General features: G+C 70.0%; 21 protein-coding genes. All 21 read left to right on the top strand.

What is annotated here, in order from left to right:
* Window positions 1-232 precede the first annotated feature (232 nt).
* The 21 genes from HY049_05955 to HY049_05855 all read left to right on the top strand — a co-directional run bounded on the left by HY049_05955 (window position 233) and on the right by HY049_05855 (window position 20,220).
* Window positions 233-1,021, top strand: a complete 789-nt coding sequence (locus tag HY049_05955; protein ID MBI3448446.1) for a hypothetical protein — start codon at window positions 233-235, stop codon at window positions 1,019-1,021.
* Window position 1,022: 1 nt separating this feature from the next.
* Window positions 1,023-2,651, top strand: a complete 1,629-nt coding sequence (locus HY049_05950; GenBank protein ID MBI3448445.1) for an FHA domain-containing protein — start codon at window positions 1,023-1,025, stop codon at window positions 2,649-2,651.
* On the top strand, window positions 2,635-3,420 hold the full coding sequence (locus HY049_05945) for a tetratricopeptide repeat protein (GenBank protein MBI3448444.1): 786 nt from the start codon (window positions 2,635-2,637) through the stop codon (window positions 3,418-3,420). The genes HY049_05950 and HY049_05945 overlap by 17 nt, the downstream gene beginning before the upstream one ends.
* A 17-nt stretch (window positions 3,421-3,437) precedes the next feature.
* The gene (gene ftsY, locus HY049_05940) at window positions 3,438-4,409 is read left to right on the top strand and encodes a signal recognition particle-docking protein FtsY (protein ID MBI3448443.1); all 972 of its coding nucleotides are present in this window, start codon (window positions 3,438-3,440) and stop codon (window positions 4,407-4,409) included.
* A gap of 29 nt (window positions 4,410-4,438) precedes the next feature.
* Entirely contained in the window at window positions 4,439-5,521 is a 1,083-nt protein-coding gene (ribD, locus tag HY049_05935; GenBank protein MBI3448442.1) for a bifunctional diaminohydroxyphosphoribosylaminopyrimidine deaminase/5-amino-6-(5-phosphoribosylamino)uracil reductase RibD, read from the top strand.
* Window positions 5,522-5,552: 31 nt separating this feature from the next.
* Complete coding sequence (locus HY049_05930; GenBank protein ID MBI3448441.1) at window positions 5,553-6,140, top strand: riboflavin synthase; 588 nt, start codon at window positions 5,553-5,555, stop codon at window positions 6,138-6,140.
* Between the two features lie 13 nt (window positions 6,141-6,153).
* Entirely contained in the window at window positions 6,154-7,440 is a 1,287-nt protein-coding gene (locus HY049_05925; GenBank protein MBI3448440.1) for a bifunctional 3,4-dihydroxy-2-butanone-4-phosphate synthase/GTP cyclohydrolase II, read from the top strand.
* Window positions 7,440-8,105, top strand: a complete 666-nt coding sequence (locus HY049_05920; protein ID MBI3448439.1) for a hypothetical protein — start codon at window positions 7,440-7,442, stop codon at window positions 8,103-8,105. The genes HY049_05925 and HY049_05920 overlap by 1 nt, the downstream gene beginning before the upstream one ends.
* Window positions 8,102-8,566, top strand: a complete 465-nt coding sequence (locus tag HY049_05915) for a cyclic nucleotide-binding domain-containing protein (protein ID MBI3448438.1) — start codon at window positions 8,102-8,104, stop codon at window positions 8,564-8,566. The genes HY049_05920 and HY049_05915 overlap by 4 nt, the downstream gene beginning before the upstream one ends.
* 161 nt (window positions 8,567-8,727) lie before the next feature.
* Window positions 8,728-10,062 (top strand): signal recognition particle protein, encoded by a 1,335-nt coding sequence (ffh, locus tag HY049_05910; GenBank protein MBI3448437.1) that lies wholly within the window; start codon window positions 8,728-8,730, stop codon window positions 10,060-10,062.
* A 69-nt stretch (window positions 10,063-10,131) separates the two neighbouring features.
* Entirely contained in the window at window positions 10,132-10,389 is a 258-nt protein-coding gene (gene rpsP, locus HY049_05905; protein ID MBI3448436.1) for a 30S ribosomal protein S16, read from the top strand.
* An 18-nt stretch (window positions 10,390-10,407) separates the two neighbouring features.
* Window positions 10,408-10,638, top strand: a complete 231-nt coding sequence (locus HY049_05900; GenBank protein ID MBI3448435.1) for a KH domain-containing protein — start codon at window positions 10,408-10,410, stop codon at window positions 10,636-10,638.
* A 13-nt stretch (window positions 10,639-10,651) separates the two neighbouring features.
* Entirely contained in the window at window positions 10,652-11,179 is a 528-nt protein-coding gene (gene rimM, locus HY049_05895; GenBank protein MBI3448434.1) for a 16S rRNA processing protein RimM, read from the top strand.
* A complete protein-coding gene (gene trmD, locus HY049_05890) occupies window positions 11,169-11,921 on the top strand; it encodes a tRNA (guanosine(37)-N1)-methyltransferase TrmD (protein ID MBI3448433.1) in 753 nt (250 codons plus the stop codon). Before rimM ends, trmD begins: the two co-directional genes overlap by 11 nt.
* On the top strand, window positions 11,921-12,283 hold the full coding sequence (gene rplS, locus HY049_05885; GenBank protein MBI3448432.1) for a 50S ribosomal protein L19: 363 nt from the start codon (window positions 11,921-11,923) through the stop codon (window positions 12,281-12,283). Before trmD ends, rplS begins: the two co-directional genes overlap by 1 nt.
* A 5-nt stretch (window positions 12,284-12,288) precedes the next feature.
* Complete coding sequence (locus tag HY049_05880; protein ID MBI3448431.1) at window positions 12,289-12,912, top strand: ribonuclease HII; 624 nt, start codon at window positions 12,289-12,291, stop codon at window positions 12,910-12,912.
* A gap of 12 nt (window positions 12,913-12,924) precedes the next feature.
* A complete protein-coding gene (locus tag HY049_05875; GenBank protein ID MBI3448430.1) occupies window positions 12,925-15,642 on the top strand; it encodes a tetratricopeptide repeat protein in 2,718 nt (905 codons plus the stop codon).
* 644 nt (window positions 15,643-16,286) lie between these two features.
* Window positions 16,287-17,795, top strand: a complete 1,509-nt coding sequence (locus tag HY049_05870) for an aldehyde dehydrogenase family protein (GenBank protein MBI3448429.1) — start codon at window positions 16,287-16,289, stop codon at window positions 17,793-17,795.
* Window positions 17,796-17,814: 19 nt separating this feature from the next.
* Complete coding sequence (gene ald, locus HY049_05865) at window positions 17,815-18,924, top strand: alanine dehydrogenase (protein ID MBI3448428.1); 1,110 nt, start codon at window positions 17,815-17,817, stop codon at window positions 18,922-18,924.
* Between the two features lie 13 nt (window positions 18,925-18,937).
* A complete protein-coding gene (locus tag HY049_05860; GenBank protein MBI3448427.1) occupies window positions 18,938-19,756 on the top strand; it encodes a lipoate--protein ligase family protein in 819 nt (272 codons plus the stop codon).
* A 26-nt stretch (window positions 19,757-19,782) separates the two neighbouring features.
* Window positions 19,783-20,220 carry a hypothetical protein gene (locus HY049_05855; protein MBI3448426.1) on the top strand — a complete coding sequence of 146 codons (438 nt, stop codon included), beginning with the start codon at window positions 19,783-19,785 and terminating at the stop codon, window positions 20,218-20,220.
* Window positions 20,221-20,324: the final 104 nt, after the last annotated feature.

The following is a 20,324-nucleotide window of genomic DNA, read 5'->3' as shown; positions in this document are numbered from 1 at the left end:
GCGCGAGCTGGCGAGCGACAGGCTGCGAGATGACGTGGCGATACTTGCCGCCGAGGGGAGGCGCACCCAGGCGGGGTCCTGAGCGCAGCCGACCCCGCGGAGCAAGTCGACCCGCGCCCCGTCGCGGTCGAAACGGCGGGCGGGGTTCTGTTAGAATGACGGCCGTCCGGAGATGCGGCGGGGGTGTCGGCGGTGGATCGGGCCGCGGGCGGATCGAGAGGTCGCGGTTTCGATGGTGGACATTCACAGCCACATCCTCCCCGGGATCGACGACGGGGCGAAGACCCTCGACGATTCGATCGCGCTGTGCCGCATCGCGGCCGAGGACGGGATCGAGACGATCGTCACGACCCCGCACCTGATGGAGTTCAAGTATCCCAACACGAGGGAGACCATCGAGGGGCCGTTCGAGCTGCTGAGGCGCGCCGTCGAAGCGGAGCGCATCCCGCTCCGGCTGGTGCGCGGATCCGAGGTGCACGTCGCCGCCGATCTGGTGGTCCGGCTGAGGGACGGCGATCTGATGACCTACGACGACAACCGCAAGTACATGCTCCTGGAGTTCCCGTTCCAGGACGTCGTGAGCGGCACCGAGGAGGTCGTCTACCGCCTGAAGCTCGCGGGGGTCACGCCCGTCCTCGCGCATCCCGAGCGGATCGGCTTCTTCATGAAGAACCTCTCGCGCCTCGAGACGCTGGTCCGGCTCGGCGCGCTGGCTCAGGTCACCGGGGGGAGCCTCCTCGGGACGTTCGGCGAGAGATCCGAGAGGGCCGCGTGGCGGATGGTCGAGCGCGGGCTCGTCCACGCGGTCGCCTCCGACGCGCACGACGCACGGCACCGCCGCCCGGAGATGCGGGCGGCCACCGAGCTCCTCGCGAGCCGCGCGGGGGAGGAGACGGCCCGGCGGATGGCGCACGAGGTTCCGCGGGCAATCATCGAGGGGGCGGACGTGGACGTTCCCGAGCCCGTCCCTGCGCCGGGCGGGTTCATGGGGCGGGTGAGCCGGTTCTTCGCGAGGAGCTGACGTGACGGGGGAGACGTACCAGCTGGTCTACAGGGTGGGCGAGGAGGAGAGGAGCCTCGTCCTGGATCGCGGCGAGACCGTCATGGGCCGCGGCCCGGAGTGCCAGCTCCAGCTCACCGACTACGGGATCTCGAGGCAGCACGCGAAGGTCACGAGCGACGGAGACGATTTCGTCTGCATCGATCTCAACAGCCGCAACGGCACGCGCGTCAACGGCGCGAGGATCACGCAGGTCGTGCTCGCCGACGGCGACGAGATCACCCTGGGCAAGTACCCGCTCCACTTCCGGCGCCAGCTCAGCGAGAAGGTCGTCGTCAGCGAGGGGCGGCCCATCACCGAGGGGGGGGCGACCGTCATCCGATCGGTCACCGAGCTCCAGAACCTGATGCCCGGCCTCCTCGGCGCGGGGACCGCCGCGCCGCCGAAGCCCGGGGCCCCGGCCCCCGGCGCGCGCGACGCCGCCGCGCTCGAGAAGAGCAACCGCATCCTCCTCGCCCTCGGCCAGCTCGCCAGGGATCTGATCACCACGCAGAGCCAGGAGGATCTCCTCGAGAAGATCATGACGCTGATCTTCGAGCACATCCCGGCGGAGCGCGGCTTTCTCATGCTCGTCGAGGATCAGGGGCGCGATCTCGTCACGAAGATCGTGAAGTACCGCGACGAGAAGGCGGCGGGAAAGCAGGGGGTCACCGTCAGCCGCACCCTCGTCGACAAGGTCCTGAACGACAAGGTCGCCATCTACTCGCTCGACGCCGGGCAGGAGTTCGCCGGGAAGGAGAGCATCGCGGCGGCGAAGATCCGATCGTTCATGTGCGCGCCGCTGTGGAACCAGAACCGCGTCATCGGGCTCGTGCAGCTCGATTCGAGCAACCTCAGCCAGTTCAGCCCGACCGAGCTCGACCTCCTGTCCGCCATCGCGAACTACGCGGCGGTCGGCATCGAGCAGGCGCGCCTCAACCGGCGGATCCACGAGGAGCAGAAGGCCAAGTCGAAGCTCGAGCGCTACCACTCCGCGGCGGTCATCCAGCGCATCCTCTCCACCGGCGACTCGTCCACGGCGGGGGTCACGCTCGACATCCAGGAGGTCGACTGCTCGATCCTCTTCGCCGACGTCGTGGGCTTCACGTCGATGAGCGAGCACATGGAGCCGAGGCAGGTCGCCCTCGTGCTGAACGACTTCTTCTCGAGGATGACCGACATCATCTTCCAATACGAGGGGACGCTCGACAAGTACATCGGCGACGAGATCATGGCGATCTTCGGCGCGCCGATCCCCTACGGCGACCACGCGACGCGCGCCATCAAGGCGGCGCAGGCGATGCGCCGGGCGCAGGACGAGGCGAACCGCTCGCGCGTCCCCGAGGCCCGCATCGCCTTCCGCGCGGGGATCAACTCGGGGCACGTCGTGGCCGGCGACATCGGCTCGATCAAGCGCATGGAGTACACGGTCCTCGGCAACGCCGTGAACCTGGCCTCCCGCCTCGTGAAGGCGACCCCCGACTCCGGGAAGATCATCATCGGCCAGCCGACGTACGAGCTGGTGAAGGACCACTTCAACATCGCGGGCCTCGGCAGCGTCCGGCTGAAGGGTCTTCGCGAGGAGATGCCGATCTATGAGGTTCTCGACTAGCTCCCGCGCCGCGCTCGCGGCCGCGCTCCTTCTCCCGCTCGCGCTCGCGAGCGGCGGGTGCGTCTCGGCGGACAAGAAGATCCGCGCGGCGAAGCGCAGCGACTCGCACATCGCCCTCGCGCAGAAGCTGATGGGGGACAATCGCCTGCCCGAGGCGCTCAACCAGGCCGATCTCGCGATCCAGGAGGCGAAGAAGAACCCCGAGGCGTGGATGACGCGCGGCGAGGTGGAGTTCATGCGCTCCGAGTACGACAAGGCGATCGAGGACTTCACCGCCGCGATCGATCGGCGCCCGCAGTTCACCGAGGCGCGATCATGGCGGGCCTGGGCGTACGTCGAGAAGGGGAACTTCCCGGCCGCCGAGGCCGACTACCGGGAGGGTCTCACCGACCGGACGTACTTCACCCCCGAAAAGCTGCACATGAACCTCGGCCTGCTGCTCCTCAGGATGGGGCGCGAGTCGGAGGGGCTCGCCGAGCTGAAGGAATCGGTGGCGTCGAACCCCGCCTACTCCCGCGGAAACTACGAGCTGGGAAAGGTCCTCGAGCGGAACGGAGATCTCAGGGGAGCGCTCGCCGCCTACGAGTCGGCCCTCGGCGGCATGAAGGACTCCGCGGATCTCAACCTTCGATTCGCGATCGCGCTCGAGAGGAACGGGGACGGCGGGCGCGCCCGGGAGCATTTCAAGCGCGTGATCGAGCTGAGCCCGAACGGGCCCGAGGCGCCAACGGCCCGCGACCACCTCAAGCGGCTCGAAGCCTCCTCCTGACGGATCGATCTCCGAAGGTGGGCATCCTCGATCGATTCAAGAACGGTCTCGCGCGCACCCGCGACGGGATCGCGCAGCGCCTCTCGGGCCTCTTCGCGCCGGGCGCCGCCACGGCCGACGCCGCCGCGACGGGCGCTCTCGAGGGGCTGGAGGAGACGCTCCTGGCCGCGGACGTCGGCGTGAAAGCCGCCGGCGAGATCAGCGCGGGCGTCCGGAGGCGGCTCCGGGAGTCGCGGTCGTTCGACCTCGAGTCCCTCAGGCGCGCCCTCGCGGACGAGATCCGCGCGCTCGAGGTTCCCGCCCCGGCGACGACGGAGGCGGCGCCGAAGCCGCGCGTCGTCTTCCTCATCGGCGTGAACGGCGGCGGCAAGACGACGACCACCGCGAAGCTCGCGCACATCTATGCGTCGCGCGGCGAGAAGGGGCTCATCGCCGCCGCCGACACCTTCCGCGCCGCGGCGATCGGGCAGATCGAGGCGTGGGCCCGGCGCGTGGGAGTCGATCTCGTCCGTCACGCCGACGGCGCCGATCCGGGCGCGGTCGTCTTCGACGCGTTGCGGGCGGCGAAGGCCCGCGGGAGCGATTTCGTCATCGTCGACACCGCCGGCCGCCTTCACACGAGGGCGCCGCTCATGAAGGAGCTCGAGAAGCTCTTCCGCATCGCCGCGCGCGAGGTCGAGGGGGCGCCCCACGAGTCGCTCCTCGTCGTCGACGCGACGACGGGGCAGAACGGCCTCATCCAGGCGCGGGAGTTCCTGAAGGCGGGCCGCATCACCGGGCTCGTCCTGACCAAGCTCGACGGCACGGCCCGGGGAGGGATCGCCATCGGCATCGGCCGATCGCTCGGGATCCCCCTCAAGTACGTCGGGGTCGGCGAGGCGATGGAGGACCTTCTCCCCTTTTCGATCGACGACTATCTCGCCGGCATCCTCGGCCTTTCCGACGACGCGCCCTCCGGCGCCGGCGGAGCTCCCCCGGGGCCCCGGTGACGATCGCGGCGGGCGCGGACGAGCGGATCATGAAGGTGTGCCTCCGCGCGGCGCGGCGCGGCCGCGCGCGCGTCCACCCCAACCCCCTCGTCGGCGCGGCCGTCGTGAAGCGCGGCCGCGTCGTCGCGGTGGGACACCACGCCCGCTTCGGGGGCGAGCACGCCGAGGTCGTCGCGCTGCGGCGCGCCGGAAAGCAGGCGTCGGGGGCGACGCTCTACGTGACGCTCGAGCCGTGCGCGCACCACGGGAAGACGCCCCCCTGTGTGGACGCGATCCTGAGAGCCGGGGTGGCGCGCGTCGTCGCCGCGATGCGCGACCCGCACCCGCTCGTGGACGGCCGCGGGTTCCGCGCCCTCAGGCGCGCCGGCGTGCGCGTCGACGTCGGGACGCTTCGCGCGCCGGCGGAGGAGCTCAACGCGGCCTACACCACCGTGGTCCTCGAGGGACGCCCGTTCGTGACCCTGAAGGTCGGGATGACTCTCGACGGGAAGATCGCGACCGCTCGCGGCGAGTCCCGCTACATCACCTCCCCCGCGTCGCGACGGGCGGCGCACCGGATGCGCGGCCAGCACGACGCCGTCCTGGTGGGCGCGGGCACCGCCCGTGCCGACGATCCGCGCCTGACCGCGAGAGGGGTGAGGGGCCCGGGACGCCAGCCCGCGCGCGTGGTCCTCGACACGCGCCTGACGCTCTCGCCGCGATCCCGCCTCCTGACCACGCGGGGCGGGCGCGTGCTCGTGTACACGGCCTCGGCCTCCTCCCGGGGTCGCGCGCGTCTCGAGAGGGCCGGAGCGACGGTGATGAGGGTCGGCCGCGGCAGGTCGGGAGGGGTGGACCTCGGGTCCGTCCTCTCGGATCTGACGGCGAGAGGGGTCGGCTCGCTCCTGGTCGAGGGAGGCGGGGACGTGGCGTGGTCGTTCCTGCACGCGGGGGCGGTCGATCGCGTCGTCCTGTTCGTGGCGCCGAAGATCCTCGGCGGCAGGGACGCCGTGCCGGCCGTGGCGGGGCGGGGCGCCGCGCGGCTCGCGGACGCCATCCACCTGAACGAGATGAGGATCCGGAGGCTCGCGGGCGATATCGTCATCACGGGAAGGCCGGGTGCCGTCCGCTGACCAGTTGCGGCTCTCCGAGGGGTGCGCCATCATGTTCACAGGGATCATCGAGGAACTCGGGCGGATCGAGAGGATCATCCGGCGGCGCGGGACGCTCACGCTCCGCGTCACGCGCCCGCGCGGCCGGGAAGGTCTCTCGATCGGGGAGAGCATCGCCGTCGACGGCGTATGCCTGACCGTGACGGCGCACGGTCCCGGCTGGTTCGAATCGGAGCTCAGCCAGGAGACGTGCCGCCGGAGCACCTTCGCCGCGGCGCGCGAAGGGGCGGCGGTCAACCTGGAGCGGCCGCTCGCGGCGTCGGGGCGCTTCGGGGGACACATCGTGCAGGGACACGTGGACGCGACGGGCACCGTCGCCGGCTTGAGGCGCCTCGCGGCGTTCGTCGAGATGCGCTTCGCGCACCCGGCCTCGATGAAGGGGTTTCTCGTCGAGAAGGGATCCGTCGCGGTGAACGGTGTGAGCCTGACCGTCTCCGGCGTGCGGCGCGGATCGTTCACCTCCGCGCTGATCCCTCACACGCTCCAGGCGACGAACCTCGGCGGGCTGAAGGCAGGAGATGAGGTCAACCTCGAGGCCGACGTCCTCGCGAAGTACGTGCGCGCGGCACTCGGCCGTTAGAGAGAGGCATCGCATGAAGAGGACAGAAGACGGCGGAAAGGCCCCGCTCGCGGAGGTCGTCCGGACGCCGCGGGGGAAGCCGGGCCGGCGGGGCGGGCGCTTCGCGTCCATCGAGGAGGCGGTCGCCGACATGGCCGCCGGGAAGATGATCATCGTGGTGGACGACGAGGATCGCGAGAACGAAGGGGACCTCACCGTCGCCGCCGAGAAGATCACCGCCGAGCAGATCAATTTCATGGCGAGGCATGGCCGCGGGCTCATCTGCCTGCCGATGACCGACGAGAGGCTGGGAGAGCTCGAGATCCCGCTGATGGTCGAGAAGAACACGACTCCCTACGGCACGGCCTTCTGCGTCGCCGTCGACGCGAAGGACGGGATCACCACGGGGATCTCGGCCGCCGACAGGGCGAGGACGATCCAGGTCTGCATGGACCCGTCGTCGAGGCCCGCCGATCTCGCGCGGCCGGGGCACATCTTCCCGCTGATGGCGGCGCGCGGGGGCGTCCTCAAGCGCGCGGGGCAGACCGAGGCGGCCGTCGATCTCTGCCGCATGGCCGGGCTGAAGCCCGCCGGCGTCATCTGCGAGATCATGCGCGAGGACGGGACGATGGCCCGCGTCCCCGAGCTGACGGCGTTCGCGAAGCGGCACCGCCTCAAGGTGATCACGATCGCCAGCCTCATCCAGTACCGCCTCCAGAAGGAGCGGCTCGTGAGGCGCATCGCGCAGACGCAGCTCCCGACGGTGCACGCCCCCTTCCGGCTCATCGCGTTCCGGAGCGACCTCGAGGAGAAGACGCACCTCGCTCTCGTCCTCGGCGAGCCGAAGCCCGACCAGCCGACGCTCGTCCGCGTCCACTCGGAGTGCCTCACCGGCGACGTCTTCGGCTCGCAGCGCTGCGACTGCGGCCGGCAGCTCAGCCGCGCGATGGAGATCATCGCGGCGGAGGGGCACGGCGTCGTCGTCTACCTGAGGCAGGAGGGGCGCGGCATCGGGCTCGAGAACAAGCTGCGCGCCTACGAACTGCAGGACCAGGGGAAGGACACGGTCGAGGCCAACGAGTCTCTGGGGTTCAAGGCGGTTCACCGGGACTACGGGATCGGCGCGCAGATTCTCTGCGATCTCGGCGTGAACCGCATCCGGCTCATGACGAACAACCCCAAGAAGTTCATCGGCCTCCGCGGCTTCGGCATCGAGGTCGTCGAGCGCGTGCCCCTCGAGATCCCGTCGACGGCGCACATCACCGAGAAATACCTCAAGGCCAAGAAGGAAAAGCTCGGCCACCTCCTCTCGTCCGTCTGATGGGGCGCGTCAGGGCTTCCGGGCCGCTCCTCGCCGCGTGCGCCGTCTGCGCGGCGCTCACTCTCGCAGGGTGCGAGAAGCCACCGACGCCCGAGCTGGAGGCGACCCGCGATGCGGTGGACGGCGCCGTGCGGGCCTCCGCCGGGAAGTGGGCCGTGGCGGAGACGGAGAGCGCGAAGGAGATCTTCGCGGGAGCGGGGCGGGAGATCGAGCGGCAGGACGCCCGGTTCGGGCCCGCCCGCGACTACTCTCGCGCGAGAACGCTGCTCGCCGCGGCGCGCGATGACGGCGAGGCGGCCCATGCCTCCGCCGACCGGGAGCGCGAGGCGGCGGAGGCCGAGGCCAAAGACGCCGTGCGGCGCGCCCGAACGCTGCTCGACGGCGCGCGGGCCGCGATCCGGATTGCGCCGTCGCCGAGGGACGGGAGGGCCGAGCTCGAGAGGCTCAAGGACGAGCTGCACGACGTCGACCTGGCGCTTCCCGACGTGGATCGCATGATCGCCGTGGGAGATTTTCTCGAGGCGGCGCGGAAGGGGCACGAGCTCGGGTCGCGCGTCGAGGCGGCGGTCTCGCGCTTCTTCGGCAAGATCGATCGCGGCGCGGCGCGCGCGCCGTGCTCCGGGGCTCCCGAGGGGGTATCCTGTGAGCGGGAGGTCGTCACATGAAAGAGGAGTTCCTGAGGCGCACCCCGATCTTCGCGACCCTCGACGACGAGGAGCTCTCCCAGGTGCTCCTCATCGGGCGCGTGGTGGACTTCGAGCCCGACAGGGCGATTTTCGCGGAGGGGGACGCGGGAGCGGCGTTCTACCTGGTCGAGAAGGGGGCGGTCCGCATCAGCAAGATGACGCCGCTCGGCGAGGAGGCCCTGGCGATCCTCAGGGAGGGGGCCTTCTTCGGAGAGATGGCCCTCCTCGACGACACGCCGAGATCGGCGCACGCTTTCCCGCACGAGGGAAGCGCCCGCCTCATCGAGTTCCGGATCCGCGAGCTGAGGGAGCTGATGGAGAAGGACACCGCGCTCGCGTGCAAGATGCTCTGGGCGCTGTGCCGCACCCTGGCGGCCCGGCTCCGGGACACCAATGACCGGTTCCAGAGCCTCTTCATCATGACCTCGTCGTTCCAGTAGGCCTTCGGCCCGCCTCACCTCCCGCAAGTCTCGCTCGCCAAAGACCTTACCCTTGACGGGTCGCGACGGGCGGGTATAATCAAAAATTCCGTAACCTGCGCGAAGCCAGCGGGCTCCGCCGGGGGTGCGTGTCTCCCATCGAACCTCGTCGGGAATCATCGATGCTCGAAGGCCTCACACAGCGTTTCCAGGGCGTTCTCAAGACCCTCCGCGGGCATGGCCGTCTCACCGAGGCGAACATGCAGGACGGGCTCCGGGAGATCCGGCTCGCCCTCCTCGAGGCGGACGTCCACGTGAAGGTGGCCCGCGAGTTCATCGATCGCGTGCGGACGAAGGCCCTCGGAGCCGAGGTCCTCCAGAGCCTCAGCCCCGACCAGCACCTGATCAAGATCCTGAACGAGGAGCTGACCAGCCTCCTCGGCGAGGGGGCGACGAGCCTCAAGGTGTCTGGGAACCCCCCCAACGTCATCCTCATGGCAGGCCTCCAGGGCTCCGGCAAGACGTCGACCGCGGCGAAGCTCGCCCTCCATCTCAAGAAGCAGGGGCACGCCCCGCTCCTCGTCCCGGCCGACACTTACCGCCCCGCCGCGATCGAGCAGCTCCGGACGCTCGCGAAGAAGATCGGCGTGCACTGCCTCGAGGTGGACGCGGCGTCGGATCCCCGCGACATCGCGCGCGAGGGCGCGCGCTACGCGAAGACGACCGGATACGATCCCGTCATCGTCGACACCGCCGGCCGCCTCCACATCGACGACGGGATGATGGCGGAGATCCAGGCGATCGCCGGGATCCTGAACCCGCGGGAGATCCTGTACGTGGCCGACTCGATGACCGGTCAGGACGCGGTCAGCTCCGCCGCGGCCTTCGCCGCCGCGCTGCCGCTGACGGGGGTGGTGCTCACGAAGCTGGACGGCGACGCGCGCGGAGGGGCCGCGCTCTCCATCAAGGCGGTCACCGGCATCCCGATCAAGTTTGCGGGAACGGGTGAAAAGGTGGAGGATCTCGAGGTCTTCCACCCCGAGCGCATGGCGTCGCGCATCGTCGGAATGGGAGACGTGCTCTCGCTGATCGAGAAGGTCGAGGCGGTGGTGGATCGCGACGAGGCGGAACAGTCCGCGCGATCGATGGCCGCGGGGGACTTCAGCCTCGAAGACCTCAGGGATCAGCTCCGGAAAATGAAGAAGCTCGGGCCGCTCTCGTCCCTTCTCGGCATGCTGCCGGGGGCTCCTTCGCTCGGCGACATGCCGGTGGACGACGGCGCCATGAACGAGACGCAGGCGATCCTCGACTCGATGACGATCCCCGAGCGGCGGCGGCCCGACATCATCGACGGCAGCCGCCGGAAGCGGATCGCCCGGGGCTCCGGGACGTCGGTGCAGGCGGTCAACCGGCTGCTCCGGCAGTACGGTCAGATGAGGAAGATGATGAAGCAGGCGGTCCGGCAGGCCTCCCGAAAGGGAGCCCGCAAGGGCGGCTTTCCATTCGGATTTCGCTGAAAGCGCGTCGCGGGCCGAAGCGGCCCGCGGGCGCGTCGCATCAAGGCAACGTCGAGACAGGAGGACATGGTGCTCAGAATCAGGCTGGCCCGGATGGGATCGACCCACCGGCCCTTCTACCGTTTCGTGGTCAACGACTCGACCCGGCGCCCGAAGGCGCGGAACGTCGACATGATCGGATTCTTCGATCCGATGAGGAAGCCGAAGCTCCTGAAGCTCGACGTGGCGAGGGCCGAGGAGTGGATCAGGAAGGGCGCCGTCGCGAGCGATCGCGTCGCCTCCTTCATCAAGCAGGCGAAGGGTCCGGCGAAACCGAAGACCGCCTGACCCGAGCGGAGACGCGCCATGAAGGAACTGCTCGAGTTGATCGCGAGAGCGCTGGTGGACAAGCCGGAAGAGGTGGTGGTCTCGGAGGTGGTCGGTGAGCAGACGACGGTCCTCGAGCTGAGGGTCGCTCCCGACGATCTCGGGAAGGTGATCGGCCGGCAGGGGCGGACCGCGCGGTCGATCCGCACGATTCTCGGAGCGGCGGGGATGAAGCTCCGCAGGCACTTCGTCCTCGAGATCCTGGAGTGACGCGGGAGATCGTTTGAGCGCGGAGACGGTCCTTCTGGCGGAGATCGATCGCGCGCGCGGGCTCCGCGGCGAGGTGGTGGTGACGCTGCACGCGGACGACCCGTCGCGGCTCGACGACGTGACGAGCGTCGAGATCGTCGAGCGCTCGGGCCTGAGGCGCGAGGCGCGGCTCGAGGGGTGGAAGCACCTCGGCGCGCGGGCGGTGATCAAGCTCACGGGCGTCGACACGGTCGAGGCCGCGCGGGCGCTCGCGGGAGCCGAGATTCGCGTCACGCGCGACGACAGCCCGCGGGAAGCTCCGCCGGGCCGCTACTTCGTATGGCAGCTCGAGGGATTGACGATCGTGGACCGCGCGGGGAAGGTGCTCGGAAAGGTCGTCCGGGTGCTCAACCCCGCGGGGCAGACCCTCCTCGAGGTTCGGAGCGATCGCGGCGAGTTCCTGATCCCCGCGGTCCCCGAGCTGTGCCGGGAGGTGGATGTGGCCGCCGGGAGGATCGTGGTCGAGCTTCCCGAAGGCCTCGTGGACCTGAATGCAGTTTGACGTCGTCGCGCTCTTTCCGGAGATCGTGGAGGCTTCGGCGGGCCAGGGGGTCGTGGCCCGGGCGAGGCGGGACGGGCTCATCACGCTGAGGCTGCACGATCTGCGACCCTTCGGGGAGGGGGCGCACCGGCGGGTGGACGATGACCCCTTCGGCGGCGGCCCGGGGATGGTGATGAAGCCCGAGCCGATCTTCGCGGCGGTGGAGGACGTGCGGCGGCGTTTCCCGTGCGAGCGGGAGCGGACGGTTCTGCTCGGGCCCCAGGGACGGGTGCTGAGCCACGCCGAGGCCCTTCGACTCAGCCGTTACGATAGGCTGACGCTGATCTGCGGCCGGTACGAGGGGGTGGACGAGCGGGTGAAGGAGCATCTGGTGGACGAGGAGCTGAGCATCGGCGACTACGTGCTGAGCGGCGGCGAGCCGGCGGCGGCGGTGGTCGTCGACGTGATCGCGCGGCTCGTCCCCGGCGTCGTCGGCAACGCCGAATCGGTGCTCGCCGATTCCTTCGCCCTGGGGGTCTTCAGCGCGCCGCAGTACACGCGGCCGGCGGAATTCCGGGGGATGAAGGTGCCGGAGGTGCTGATGTCCGGCGATCATGCCCGGGTGGACGAGTGGCGGCGCCTCATGTCGCTGCGCAACACGGACCGGCGCCGACCGGATCTCGTGGAGACGGAAGGTGAGAGCGGAGCCGGAGGCGGGCCCCAGAAGGGGCGCGGCCCATCCGGCGGAGCAGGAGAGGGATGATGGACCCGATCGCGTTGATTGAAGCCCGAGAGAAACGAAACGATCTGCCCGAGTTCCGCACCGGCGACACGATCAAGGTGTCGGTGAAGGTGAAGGAAGGCGAGAAGGAGCGCATCCAGGTCTTCCAGGGAGTCGTCATCTCCCTGCGCCGGGGCAGCCTCCGCTCGACGTTCACCGTCCGCAAGGTGACGGACGGCATCGGCGTGGAGAGGATCTTCCCGATGAACTCGCCGACCATCGGCAAGGTGGAGCTCGTCCAGCGCGGCAAGACGCGCCGCGCGCGCCTCTACTACCTGCGCGAGCGCAAGGGGAAGGCGGCCCGGCTCAAGCGGGACGAGACGCGGACCAAGGTCGAGGCCTGACAGGGTTGCCCCCGACCTGGCGCTTCGAGGACGAGGCGTACGCCGAGGGGCGCGTGTGCGTGGCGGGCGTCGACGAGGTCGGGCGGGGGTGTCTCGCCGGGCCGGTCGTCGCCGCGGCGGTGATCCTCGATCGCCGCGCCGACGTGCGCGGCGTCGACGACAGCAAGCTCCTGACCGCGTCGCGGCGGACGGAGGCGGCGAGGCGCATCCTGGGCGGCGTCGTCGCGGTGGGTCTCGGGGCGGCGAGCGCCGACGAGGTGGATCGCGTCAACATCCGGCAGGCCACGCTTCGAGCCATGAGAAGGGCCGTGGACGCGCTGCCCGTCGCCGCGGATCACATCCTCCTCGATGCGGCGCTCCTTCCGGATCTCGCCACGCCGCAAGTGAGCCTCATCAAGGGGGATCGGAAGAGCTTCAGCATCGCCGCGGCGTCGATCGTGGCCAAGGTGGTGCGGGACCGGGTGATGGAGCACTATGCGGCCGCCTACCCGGCGTTCGGGTTCGAGATGAACCGCGGGTACGGGACGGCCGCGCACCTCGCGGCGATCCTCGAGTCCGGCCCGTGCGAGATCCACCGGCGCACGTTCCGGGGCGTCTTCACGGAAGCCTCGCTGGCGTTCGAGGGATGAGGGACACGCGCCTTGGCGATTGATCGAAACAAAGTCCAGCAGCAGGCCGAGAAGCTCGTGCAGGCGAAGAAGTACGACGCCGGCATCGCGCAGTACCAGGCGCTCGTCTCCGACAACCCGCGCGATCTCGTCACGCTCAACAAGATCGGCGACCTGTACGTCCAGCTCGGCAAGAAGGGCGAGGCGACGCGCACCTTCACCCGCATCGCCGAGATCCACGCCGCCGACGGCTTCTTCCTGAAGGCCATCGCGATTTACAAGAAGATCAACAAGATCGAGCCGTCCCACCTCGACACGCTCCAGCGCCTCGCCGACCTGTACGCGAAGCAGGGGTTGAAGCCGGAGGCCCGCGCGCAGTACGTCGCCGTGGCCGACGCGCACATGAAGGCGGGGCAGGCGCCGAAGGCAATCTCGATCTACGAGTCGCTCGTGAAGCTGGAGCCCGACAACCTGAAGCACCGGCTCGCCCTCGCCGAGCTGAAGCTGAAGTACGGCAAGGGGGGAGATGCCGCGCGCGCGTTCCTGGATCTCGCGCGCGAGCTCGACGCGAAGGGGATGACGAAGGAGAGCGCCCGCGTCTACGAGATGGCGCTCAACGCCGGGCGGGGCGATCTCGAGGTCGCCGAAGGCCTCGGCGCGGCGCTCGTCGCGTCGGGGCAGTTCGAGAAGGCCCTCTCCGTCGCCGACCAGCTCCTGAAAGAGCACCCCCAGAGCCTCGCCGTCCATGCGATCCGCGGCGAGGCGCTCGCCGGAGTCGGACGAGGGGACGAGGCGATGGACGTCCTGCGCCGCGTCCTCGCGAAGGACGCGCACCGCGCGGACGCCCCGCTCGCTCTCGCGAAGCTGCTCGCCGCGAAGGGTGAGATCGACGAGGCGCACGCCCTCATCACCCCCGCGGTGGACACGATCCTGGGGGCGGGGCGGGGCCCGGAGCTTGTCAAGGTGCTCGAGTCGCTCCTCGCCTCCGCGCCCGAGAGCCGCCCCGTGCTCCAGAGCCTGTACGAGACCAACAACCGTCTCGGGAACAAGGCCGGCACGATTGTCTTCGGGGAGAAGCTCGCAGAGGCCGCCGCGCAGGAGGGGGACGTCGACGCCGCGCTCGCGGTCGCGAAGCGCCTCGCCGAGATCGAGCCGCAGGTCACCACGCACCGGGAGCGCGTCACCCGGCTGAAGGCGACGTCCGGATCGACGTCCGGATCGATGCCGGCCGTCCGCCCGGCGACGGATCGGCAGCGGGCCGCCGCGTCCGTCACGCCGCCCGCCCCGCCGGCTCCGGAAGCGCCCGCCGACGACGCGGGAGACTTCGAGATCGAGATCGACGTCTCCGGAGGATCCGAGTCGAACGAGGCGCAGGACATCGGCGGCGGGTCCGACGAGGCGGTGGGCGATCTCGCGGAAGGCCCGGCCGGCGAGGAGGCGCTGAGCCCCGAGGACGAGGAGTTCATCAGCGAGCACCTCACCGAGGCCGAGGTCTTCGTGAAGTACGGCCTCGCCGATCGCGCGGCGGAGCAGCTTCGCGCGATCGTCGAGCGCTTCCCGTGGCACGTGCCGTCGCGCCAGAGGCTGCGGGACGTCTACCTCGAGGAGGGAAATCGCGAGCGGGCCGCGGGCGAGGCCGCAGCTCTCGCGAAAATCCTCGCCGACAGGGGTGATCGCACCGGCGCCGCCGCGGCGCTCCAGGAGGCGAAGAGCATCGACGCCTCGTGCGCGGCCGTGACGGCCATGGAGGCGCTGCTGCAGGGAGGGGGCGAAGCGGCGACGCGCCCCGGGCCCACGCGCCGGGCCCCCGCGAAGCCCCCCGATCCCGAGCCCGAGGCGGGGGAGTTCGTCATCGAGGAAGAGGAGACGATCGAGGAGCCCGGCGCCGAGGGAACGGCCGCCGGGTCGGGGCCGCCCCAGGAGGATCTTCGCGAGTTCGACTTCTACCTGGAGCAGCAGATGATGTCGGAGGCGGCGGCGTGCCTGAGCCGCCTCGAGGCGTCGTTCGGCCCGCACGCCGAGATCGAGGCGCGACGGGCCGCTCTCGGCGCGGCCAGCGTCGGCGAGGAGTCGCAGGCGCTCGAGGTCGAAGAGGGGGAAGAATCGCAGGCCGCGGAGCCGGCCGCCGAGCAGGCTCCCGAGCCGGCCGGTGTCCAGGCAGGGGAGGCTCAGGGGGGCGCGAAGCCCGGGGCTGCGGCGGCGGACTTCTTCGACCTCGCGTCGGAGCTGGACGCCAGCCTCTTCGGCTCCGAGACGGAGGCCGAGGCGGACGCCCTCGCCGCCATCGAGGCGTCACCCGAGGGACACAGCCTCGACGAGATCGTCTCCGCCTTCAAGAAGGGGATCGAGCAACAGGTCGACTCCGAGGACTTCGAGACGCACTACAACCTGGGGATCGCGTACAAGGAGATGGGGCTGACCGAGGAGGCGATCGGTGAGTTCCAGTTCGCCTCGAAGGACGCGAAGCGCCTTCCCGATTGCTGCTCGATGCTGGGAATCTGCTTCAAGGAGAAGGGGATGCTCCCCCTCGCCGTCACCTGGTACAGGAAAGGGCTCGACGCGCTCCTCGGCGCCGCGGGTGCCGACGACGGGAGGGTCAACGGCGTGCGATACGATCTCGCCGAGGTGCTCGAGCAGATGGGGGAGTATCGCCAGGCGATGGCTCTCCTCGTCGAGGTGTACGGTGCCGACACGCGGTACCGGGACGTCGGCGCGCGCATCAAGGAGCTCGAGAAGCGCCTCTCGTCGTAACGCCGTAACGACTGTACGGTCGCCCGACCGAACGAGCGTTCCACGGGCCGTCAGTTCGTCAACGCTCCGACACCGAGCCTAGCCAGTCTTTTCAGCTAGTTCACCGTGATCGCGCCGGGGCCCCGTCAATCGATCGTCAGTTCACTCCTTTGGGCCGCGCGCTCCGCAGCGCCGCCCATTCGACTGTAAGCCTCTCCAAACAAACAGCCGGAGCGCGATCAAGCGGTCGTACTCCGGGTGGCGGGACGGGCTGGCACGCCCATCGCACTAGTCCTCCTCGTGGCGGCCGAAAGGTCGCAGCAAAATTTGACAATTGAGGCTTCATCAGGGTTCCAGGGGTTCCTTCCGGACTCACCCAACCCCCCAAGTAGCTAGCCCTACCCCCCCTTTCAGAGCATAGCTGCTACGGCGGGGACTCCTGGACGCCATCATCGGCCCGGCCGCGAGACATCGCAGCCGGGCCGTTTCATTTTCCGGCGCCGTTCCCGAGCGCCCGTGCAGCCCCGCTCACGACGTGAGTTGCTTGACACCCGGCCCCGGGCGATCCTAGTCTCACCCACCTCTAACAAGTTGCCCCGGAAGGGCTTATCGCTTCATCCCGGAGGGCTTGTCCCGGCGTCCGCGCTCTTCCAAGGAGATCTCCCATGGCCTCAGCCGAGACGTACAGGAATTTCATCGACGGCGCCTGGATCGAGTCGACTACGCGCGAGACGTTCGAGAACCGCAACCCCGCGGATCGCGACGATCTCGTCGGCCGCTTCCAGAAGTCCGGCCCCGAGGACGTGAACCGCGCCGTCGCGTCCGCGAAGAGGGCTCTTCCCGCGTGGCGCGCCATGCCGGCGCCGCGCCGGGCCGAGCTGCTCTACCGCCTCGGCCAGATCCTGATGGATCGCAAGGAAGCGCTGGCCCGTGACATGACTCGAGAGATGGGGAAGGTCCTGGGCGAGACGCGGGGGGACGTGCAGGAGGCGATCGACACCGCCTTCTACGCCGCCGGCGAGGGGCGCCGGATGTTCGGCGAGACGGTCCCCGCCGAGCTCCCGAACAAGTGGGCGATGTCGATCCGCGTCCCCGTCGGCGTCTGCGGACTCATCACCCCGTGGAACTTCCCGATGGCGATCCCCTCGTGGAAGCTGATCCCCGCGCTCGTCTGCGGGAACACCGTGATCCTCAAGCCCGCGACCGACACGCCCGCCTCGTCGGCTCACTTCGTGAAGGCGTGCGAGGACGCGGGAATCCCCGCCGGCGTCGTGAACTTCGTCACCGGCACGGGCCAGTCGGTCGGCGCCCCGCTCATGAACCACCCGGACGTCGCGCTCGTCTCGTTCACCGGCTCGACCGAGGTGGGACGGTCCGTGAACAGGGCCTGCGCCGAGAGCTTCAAGAGGTGCTCCCTCGAGATGGGCGGGAAGAACGCCATCATCGTCATGGACGATGCCGATCTCGAGCTCGCCGTGGACGGCTGTCTCTGGGGCGCCTTCGGCACGACGGGCCAGCGCTGCACGGCGACGAGCCGCCTCATCGTGCACAGGAAGGTGATGGCCGCGTTCGTGGAGCGATTCGTGGCGCGGACGCGCGAGCTCAAGGTCGGCAACGGCCTCGACGAGGCGATCCAGATGGGGCCGACCGTCAACGAATCGCAGCTCAAGACCGTCGAATCCTACGTCGAGATCGGCCTGCGCGAGGGGGCGAAGCTCGCGAGCGGCGGCCACAGGCTCACGGGAAAGGCTTTCGACCGGGGGACCTTCCATGAGCCGACGATCTTCACCGGCGTGAAGCCGACGATGCGGATCGCGCAGGAGGAGATCTTCGGCCCCGTCGTCAGCGTGATCGAGGCCTCCTCCGCCGACGAGGCGATCGCGATCGCGAACGGCACCGTCTACGGCCTCTCGGGGGCGATCTACACGCGCGACGTCAACACGGCGTTCCGCGCGATGCGCGACGTGGAGGCCGGGATCTTCTACGTGAACGCGCCGACGATCGGCGCGGAGGTCCAGCTCCCGTTCGGCGGCGTCAAGCAGACGGGCAACGGGCACCGCGAGGCCGCCTGGACGGTCCTCGACATCTTCACCGAGTGGAAGTCCATCTACGTCGACTTCAGCGGCTCGCTCCAGCGGGCGCAGATCGACACCGAGCGCGACGGGCGCCGGTGACGGCGCGGAGACGGAATCGATGACGATTGGAGTTCCGCGCGAGGTGAAGAGCGGCGAGACGCGGGTGGCGCTGGTCCCCGCCGGAGTCCGGGCGCTCGTGCGCGACGGCCACTCGGTCGTGGTCGAGGCGGGGGCGGGCGCCCTCAGCGGGATCGCAGACGTGGACTACCGGGAGGCCGGGGCGACCCTCGCCGGCGCCGACGACGTCTTCCGCGCGGCCCACATGATCGTGAAGGTCAAGGAGCCCCAGGAGTCGGAGTACCCGCGCTTCCACAAGGAGCTGATCCTCTTCACGTACCTGCATCTCGCGCCGCTGCCGCAGCTCACGCACGCGCTCGTGGACAGCGGCGTCGCGGCGATCGCGTACGAGACGATCGAGGACGCCCACGGCGGCCTTCCCCTCCTCACGCCCATGAGCGAGGTCGCGGGAAGGCTGTCGATCCAGGTCGGGGCGTACCATCTCCAGAAGAGCTACGGCGGAAGCGGCGTGCTTCTCGCCGGAGTCCCCGGCGTCCCTCCGGGCGAGGTGGCGATCATCGGCGGCGGCACGGTGGGGATCAACGCCGCGAAGATGGCCCTCGGCATGGGCGCGCGGGTGACGATCCTCGAGACCTCCGCCCGGCGCATGCAGTACCTCGACGACATCTTCGGCGGCCGGGTCACGACGCTCGCGAGCAACCGATCCCACATCGCCGACGCGCTCTCGAAGGCCGACCTGGTGATCGGCGCGGTCCTCGTGACCGGCGAGCGCGCCCCACGTCTCGTCGAGCGCGACATGCTCCCGCGCATGAAGAGGGGGGCGGTCATCGTCGACGTCGCCGTGGATCAGGGGGGGTGCGTCGAGACGACGCGGCCGACGACGCACGCGGAGCCCGTCTTCGAGGTGGACGGCGTGATCCATTACTGCGTCGCGAACATGCCCGCGGCGGTCCCGCGGACCTCCACCTACGCCCTCACGAACGCCACGCTCCCGTACGTCCTGAGGCTCGCGAAGCACGGGCTCGAGGGAGCGCTGCGATCGGACGCCTCGCTGCGCAAGGGGGCGAACGTCTTCAAGGGGAAGATCACCTGCCGCGCCGTCGCCGAGAGCCAGGGGAGGCCTTCCGCGACCGTCGAATCGCTTCTCTGAGCGGCGCCGCCTGATGGACGATGGAGATCCTCGCGCAACGTGGCGCCTGATCGAAGATCCCCCCGCCGACGGCTTCCGGAACATGGGGGTGGACGAGGCGCTCCTCGAATCGTGCGACGCGGGGGCGCCGGGCTTCCCCGTCCTCCGTCTCTATGGCTTTTCCCCGCCCTGCCTCTCGATCGGATTCTCGCAGGAGCTCGACCGGGCGGCCGATCTCGCCGCGTGCCGCGACGCGGGGCTCGACGTCGTGAGGCGGCCCACCGGCGGGCGCGCGGTCCTGCACGACGACGAGATCACCTACGCGGTGATCGGGCGGCGCGGCGACGCCCCCTTCGACGGATCCCTCCTCGACGCCTACGGCGTCGTCGCGCAGGGGCTCCTGGCGGGGTTCGCCCGGCTCGGCGTCCGGGCCTCGATCGCCGAACAGGCGCGCGACGGCGACTCGCACCGTGAGAGCGCCATCTGCTTTTCCCGCCCTTCCCGTCACGAGATCGTGGCCTCGGGGGCGAAGGTGGTCGGCAGCTCCTCCGCGCGGCGCCGGGGCGCCTTCCTGCAGCACGGCTCGATTCCGCGACGGTTCGATCGAGCGCTCCTCACCCGCGCGACCGGCGGCGAGCGGGCGGGGGAGAAGGTCCCCGACGTCCCGGGGCTCGCGCGCCTCGCGGGGCGCGACGTGACGCTTCCCGAGATCGCGGCGGCGCTGGGCCGCGGGTTCGAACAGGCGCTCGGCGTGCGCTGCCTTCCGGGAAGCCTCTCGCCCGCGGAGGCCGGGCGGGGGGAGTGGCTGCGCGCCCACCGCTACCTGACGAGCGCGTGGACGGGCCGACGCTGAGCGGGTCCTGTGGTAATCTCCGATCGATGGTGACGTACCGCTGCCCGAACGCGTCGCACAAAGAGTCACCGGCCCATCTCCGCTCGAACAACGACAAGGTCTACGAGTGCGACGCGAGCCATCGCTACTTCCGCCGCGACGACCAGGGGGTTCCGGCCTTCGTCGATCTGATCTCCGGTCAGGCCTTCGCCGCGGCGACGCTCGAGGAGCCCCGGCAGGGGGAGGCGGAGGCCGCGCGGGCGCGCCTCAACTTCATGGTCGACATCCCGCGCACCACGCCGGCCCTCGACTTCAACCGGACCACGCTGTCGCCCGCGGAGTGGAAGGTGATCTCCAGAATGGACGGCAAGTCCACCATCGAGGAGGTCCGGCTCCTCTCGGGGCTGAAGGCGGACGAGATCGAGGCGCTCGTCCACCGCCTCATCGACCTGGGGCTGATCGAGATCCGCCGCCGCGGGCGCTGAGGGCGTCTCCTAGACTTGCCGGCCGTGGGGCGGCACAATCTGTATTCTTGGAAGTAAACCACGAGCCGGTGGACTCATCCTCGGGATGAGACGGGATTCGACAG

The sequence above is a fragment of the Acidobacteriota bacterium genome (assembly GCA_016195325.1).
GTDB lineage: Bacteria > Acidobacteriota > Polarisedimenticolia > JACPZX01 > JACPZX01 > JACPZX01.
The sequence above is the reverse complement of the archived record's forward strand: the minus strand, read 5'-3'. Positions and strand labels throughout refer to the sequence as shown.

Bases quoted from the DNA above. Each gene is read 5' to 3' on its own strand.
- HY049_05915 (MBI3448438.1), top strand. From the start codon at position 8,102: ATGAAAGAGGAGTTCCTGAGGCGCACCCCGATCTTCGCGACCCTCGAC.
- HY049_05945 (MBI3448444.1), top strand. From the start codon at position 2,635: ATGAGGTTCTCGACTAGCTCCCGCGCCGCGCTCGCGGCCGCGCTCCTT.
- HY049_05860 (MBI3448427.1), top strand. From the start codon at position 18,938: ATGGACGATGGAGATCCTCGCGCAACGTGGCGCCTGATCGAAGATCCC.
- rplS (MBI3448432.1), top strand. From the start codon at position 11,921: ATGGACCCGATCGCGTTGATTGAAGCCCGAGAGAAACGAAACGATCTG.
- HY049_05955 (MBI3448446.1), top strand. From the start codon at position 233: ATGGTGGACATTCACAGCCACATCCTCCCCGGGATCGACGACGGGGCG.
- ffh (MBI3448437.1), top strand. From the start codon at position 8,728: ATGCTCGAAGGCCTCACACAGCGTTTCCAGGGCGTTCTCAAGACCCTC.
- HY049_05925 (MBI3448440.1), top strand. From the start codon at position 6,154: ATGAAGAGGACAGAAGACGGCGGAAAGGCCCCGCTCGCGGAGGTCGTC.
- trmD (MBI3448433.1), top strand. From the start codon at position 11,169: ATGCAGTTTGACGTCGTCGCGCTCTTTCCGGAGATCGTGGAGGCTTCG.
- HY049_05870 (MBI3448429.1), top strand. From the start codon at position 16,287: ATGGCCTCAGCCGAGACGTACAGGAATTTCATCGACGGCGCCTGGATC.
- HY049_05900 (MBI3448435.1), top strand. From the start codon at position 10,408: ATGAAGGAACTGCTCGAGTTGATCGCGAGAGCGCTGGTGGACAAGCCG.
- ribD (MBI3448442.1), top strand. From the start codon at position 4,439: ATGAAGGTGTGCCTCCGCGCGGCGCGGCGCGGCCGCGCGCGCGTCCAC.
- HY049_05855 (MBI3448426.1), top strand. From the start codon at position 19,783: ATGGTGACGTACCGCTGCCCGAACGCGTCGCACAAAGAGTCACCGGCC.
- ald (MBI3448428.1), top strand. From the start codon at position 17,815: ATGACGATTGGAGTTCCGCGCGAGGTGAAGAGCGGCGAGACGCGGGTG.
- HY049_05920 (MBI3448439.1), top strand. From the start codon at position 7,440: ATGGGGCGCGTCAGGGCTTCCGGGCCGCTCCTCGCCGCGTGCGCCGTC.
- HY049_05930 (MBI3448441.1), top strand. From the start codon at position 5,553: ATGTTCACAGGGATCATCGAGGAACTCGGGCGGATCGAGAGGATCATC.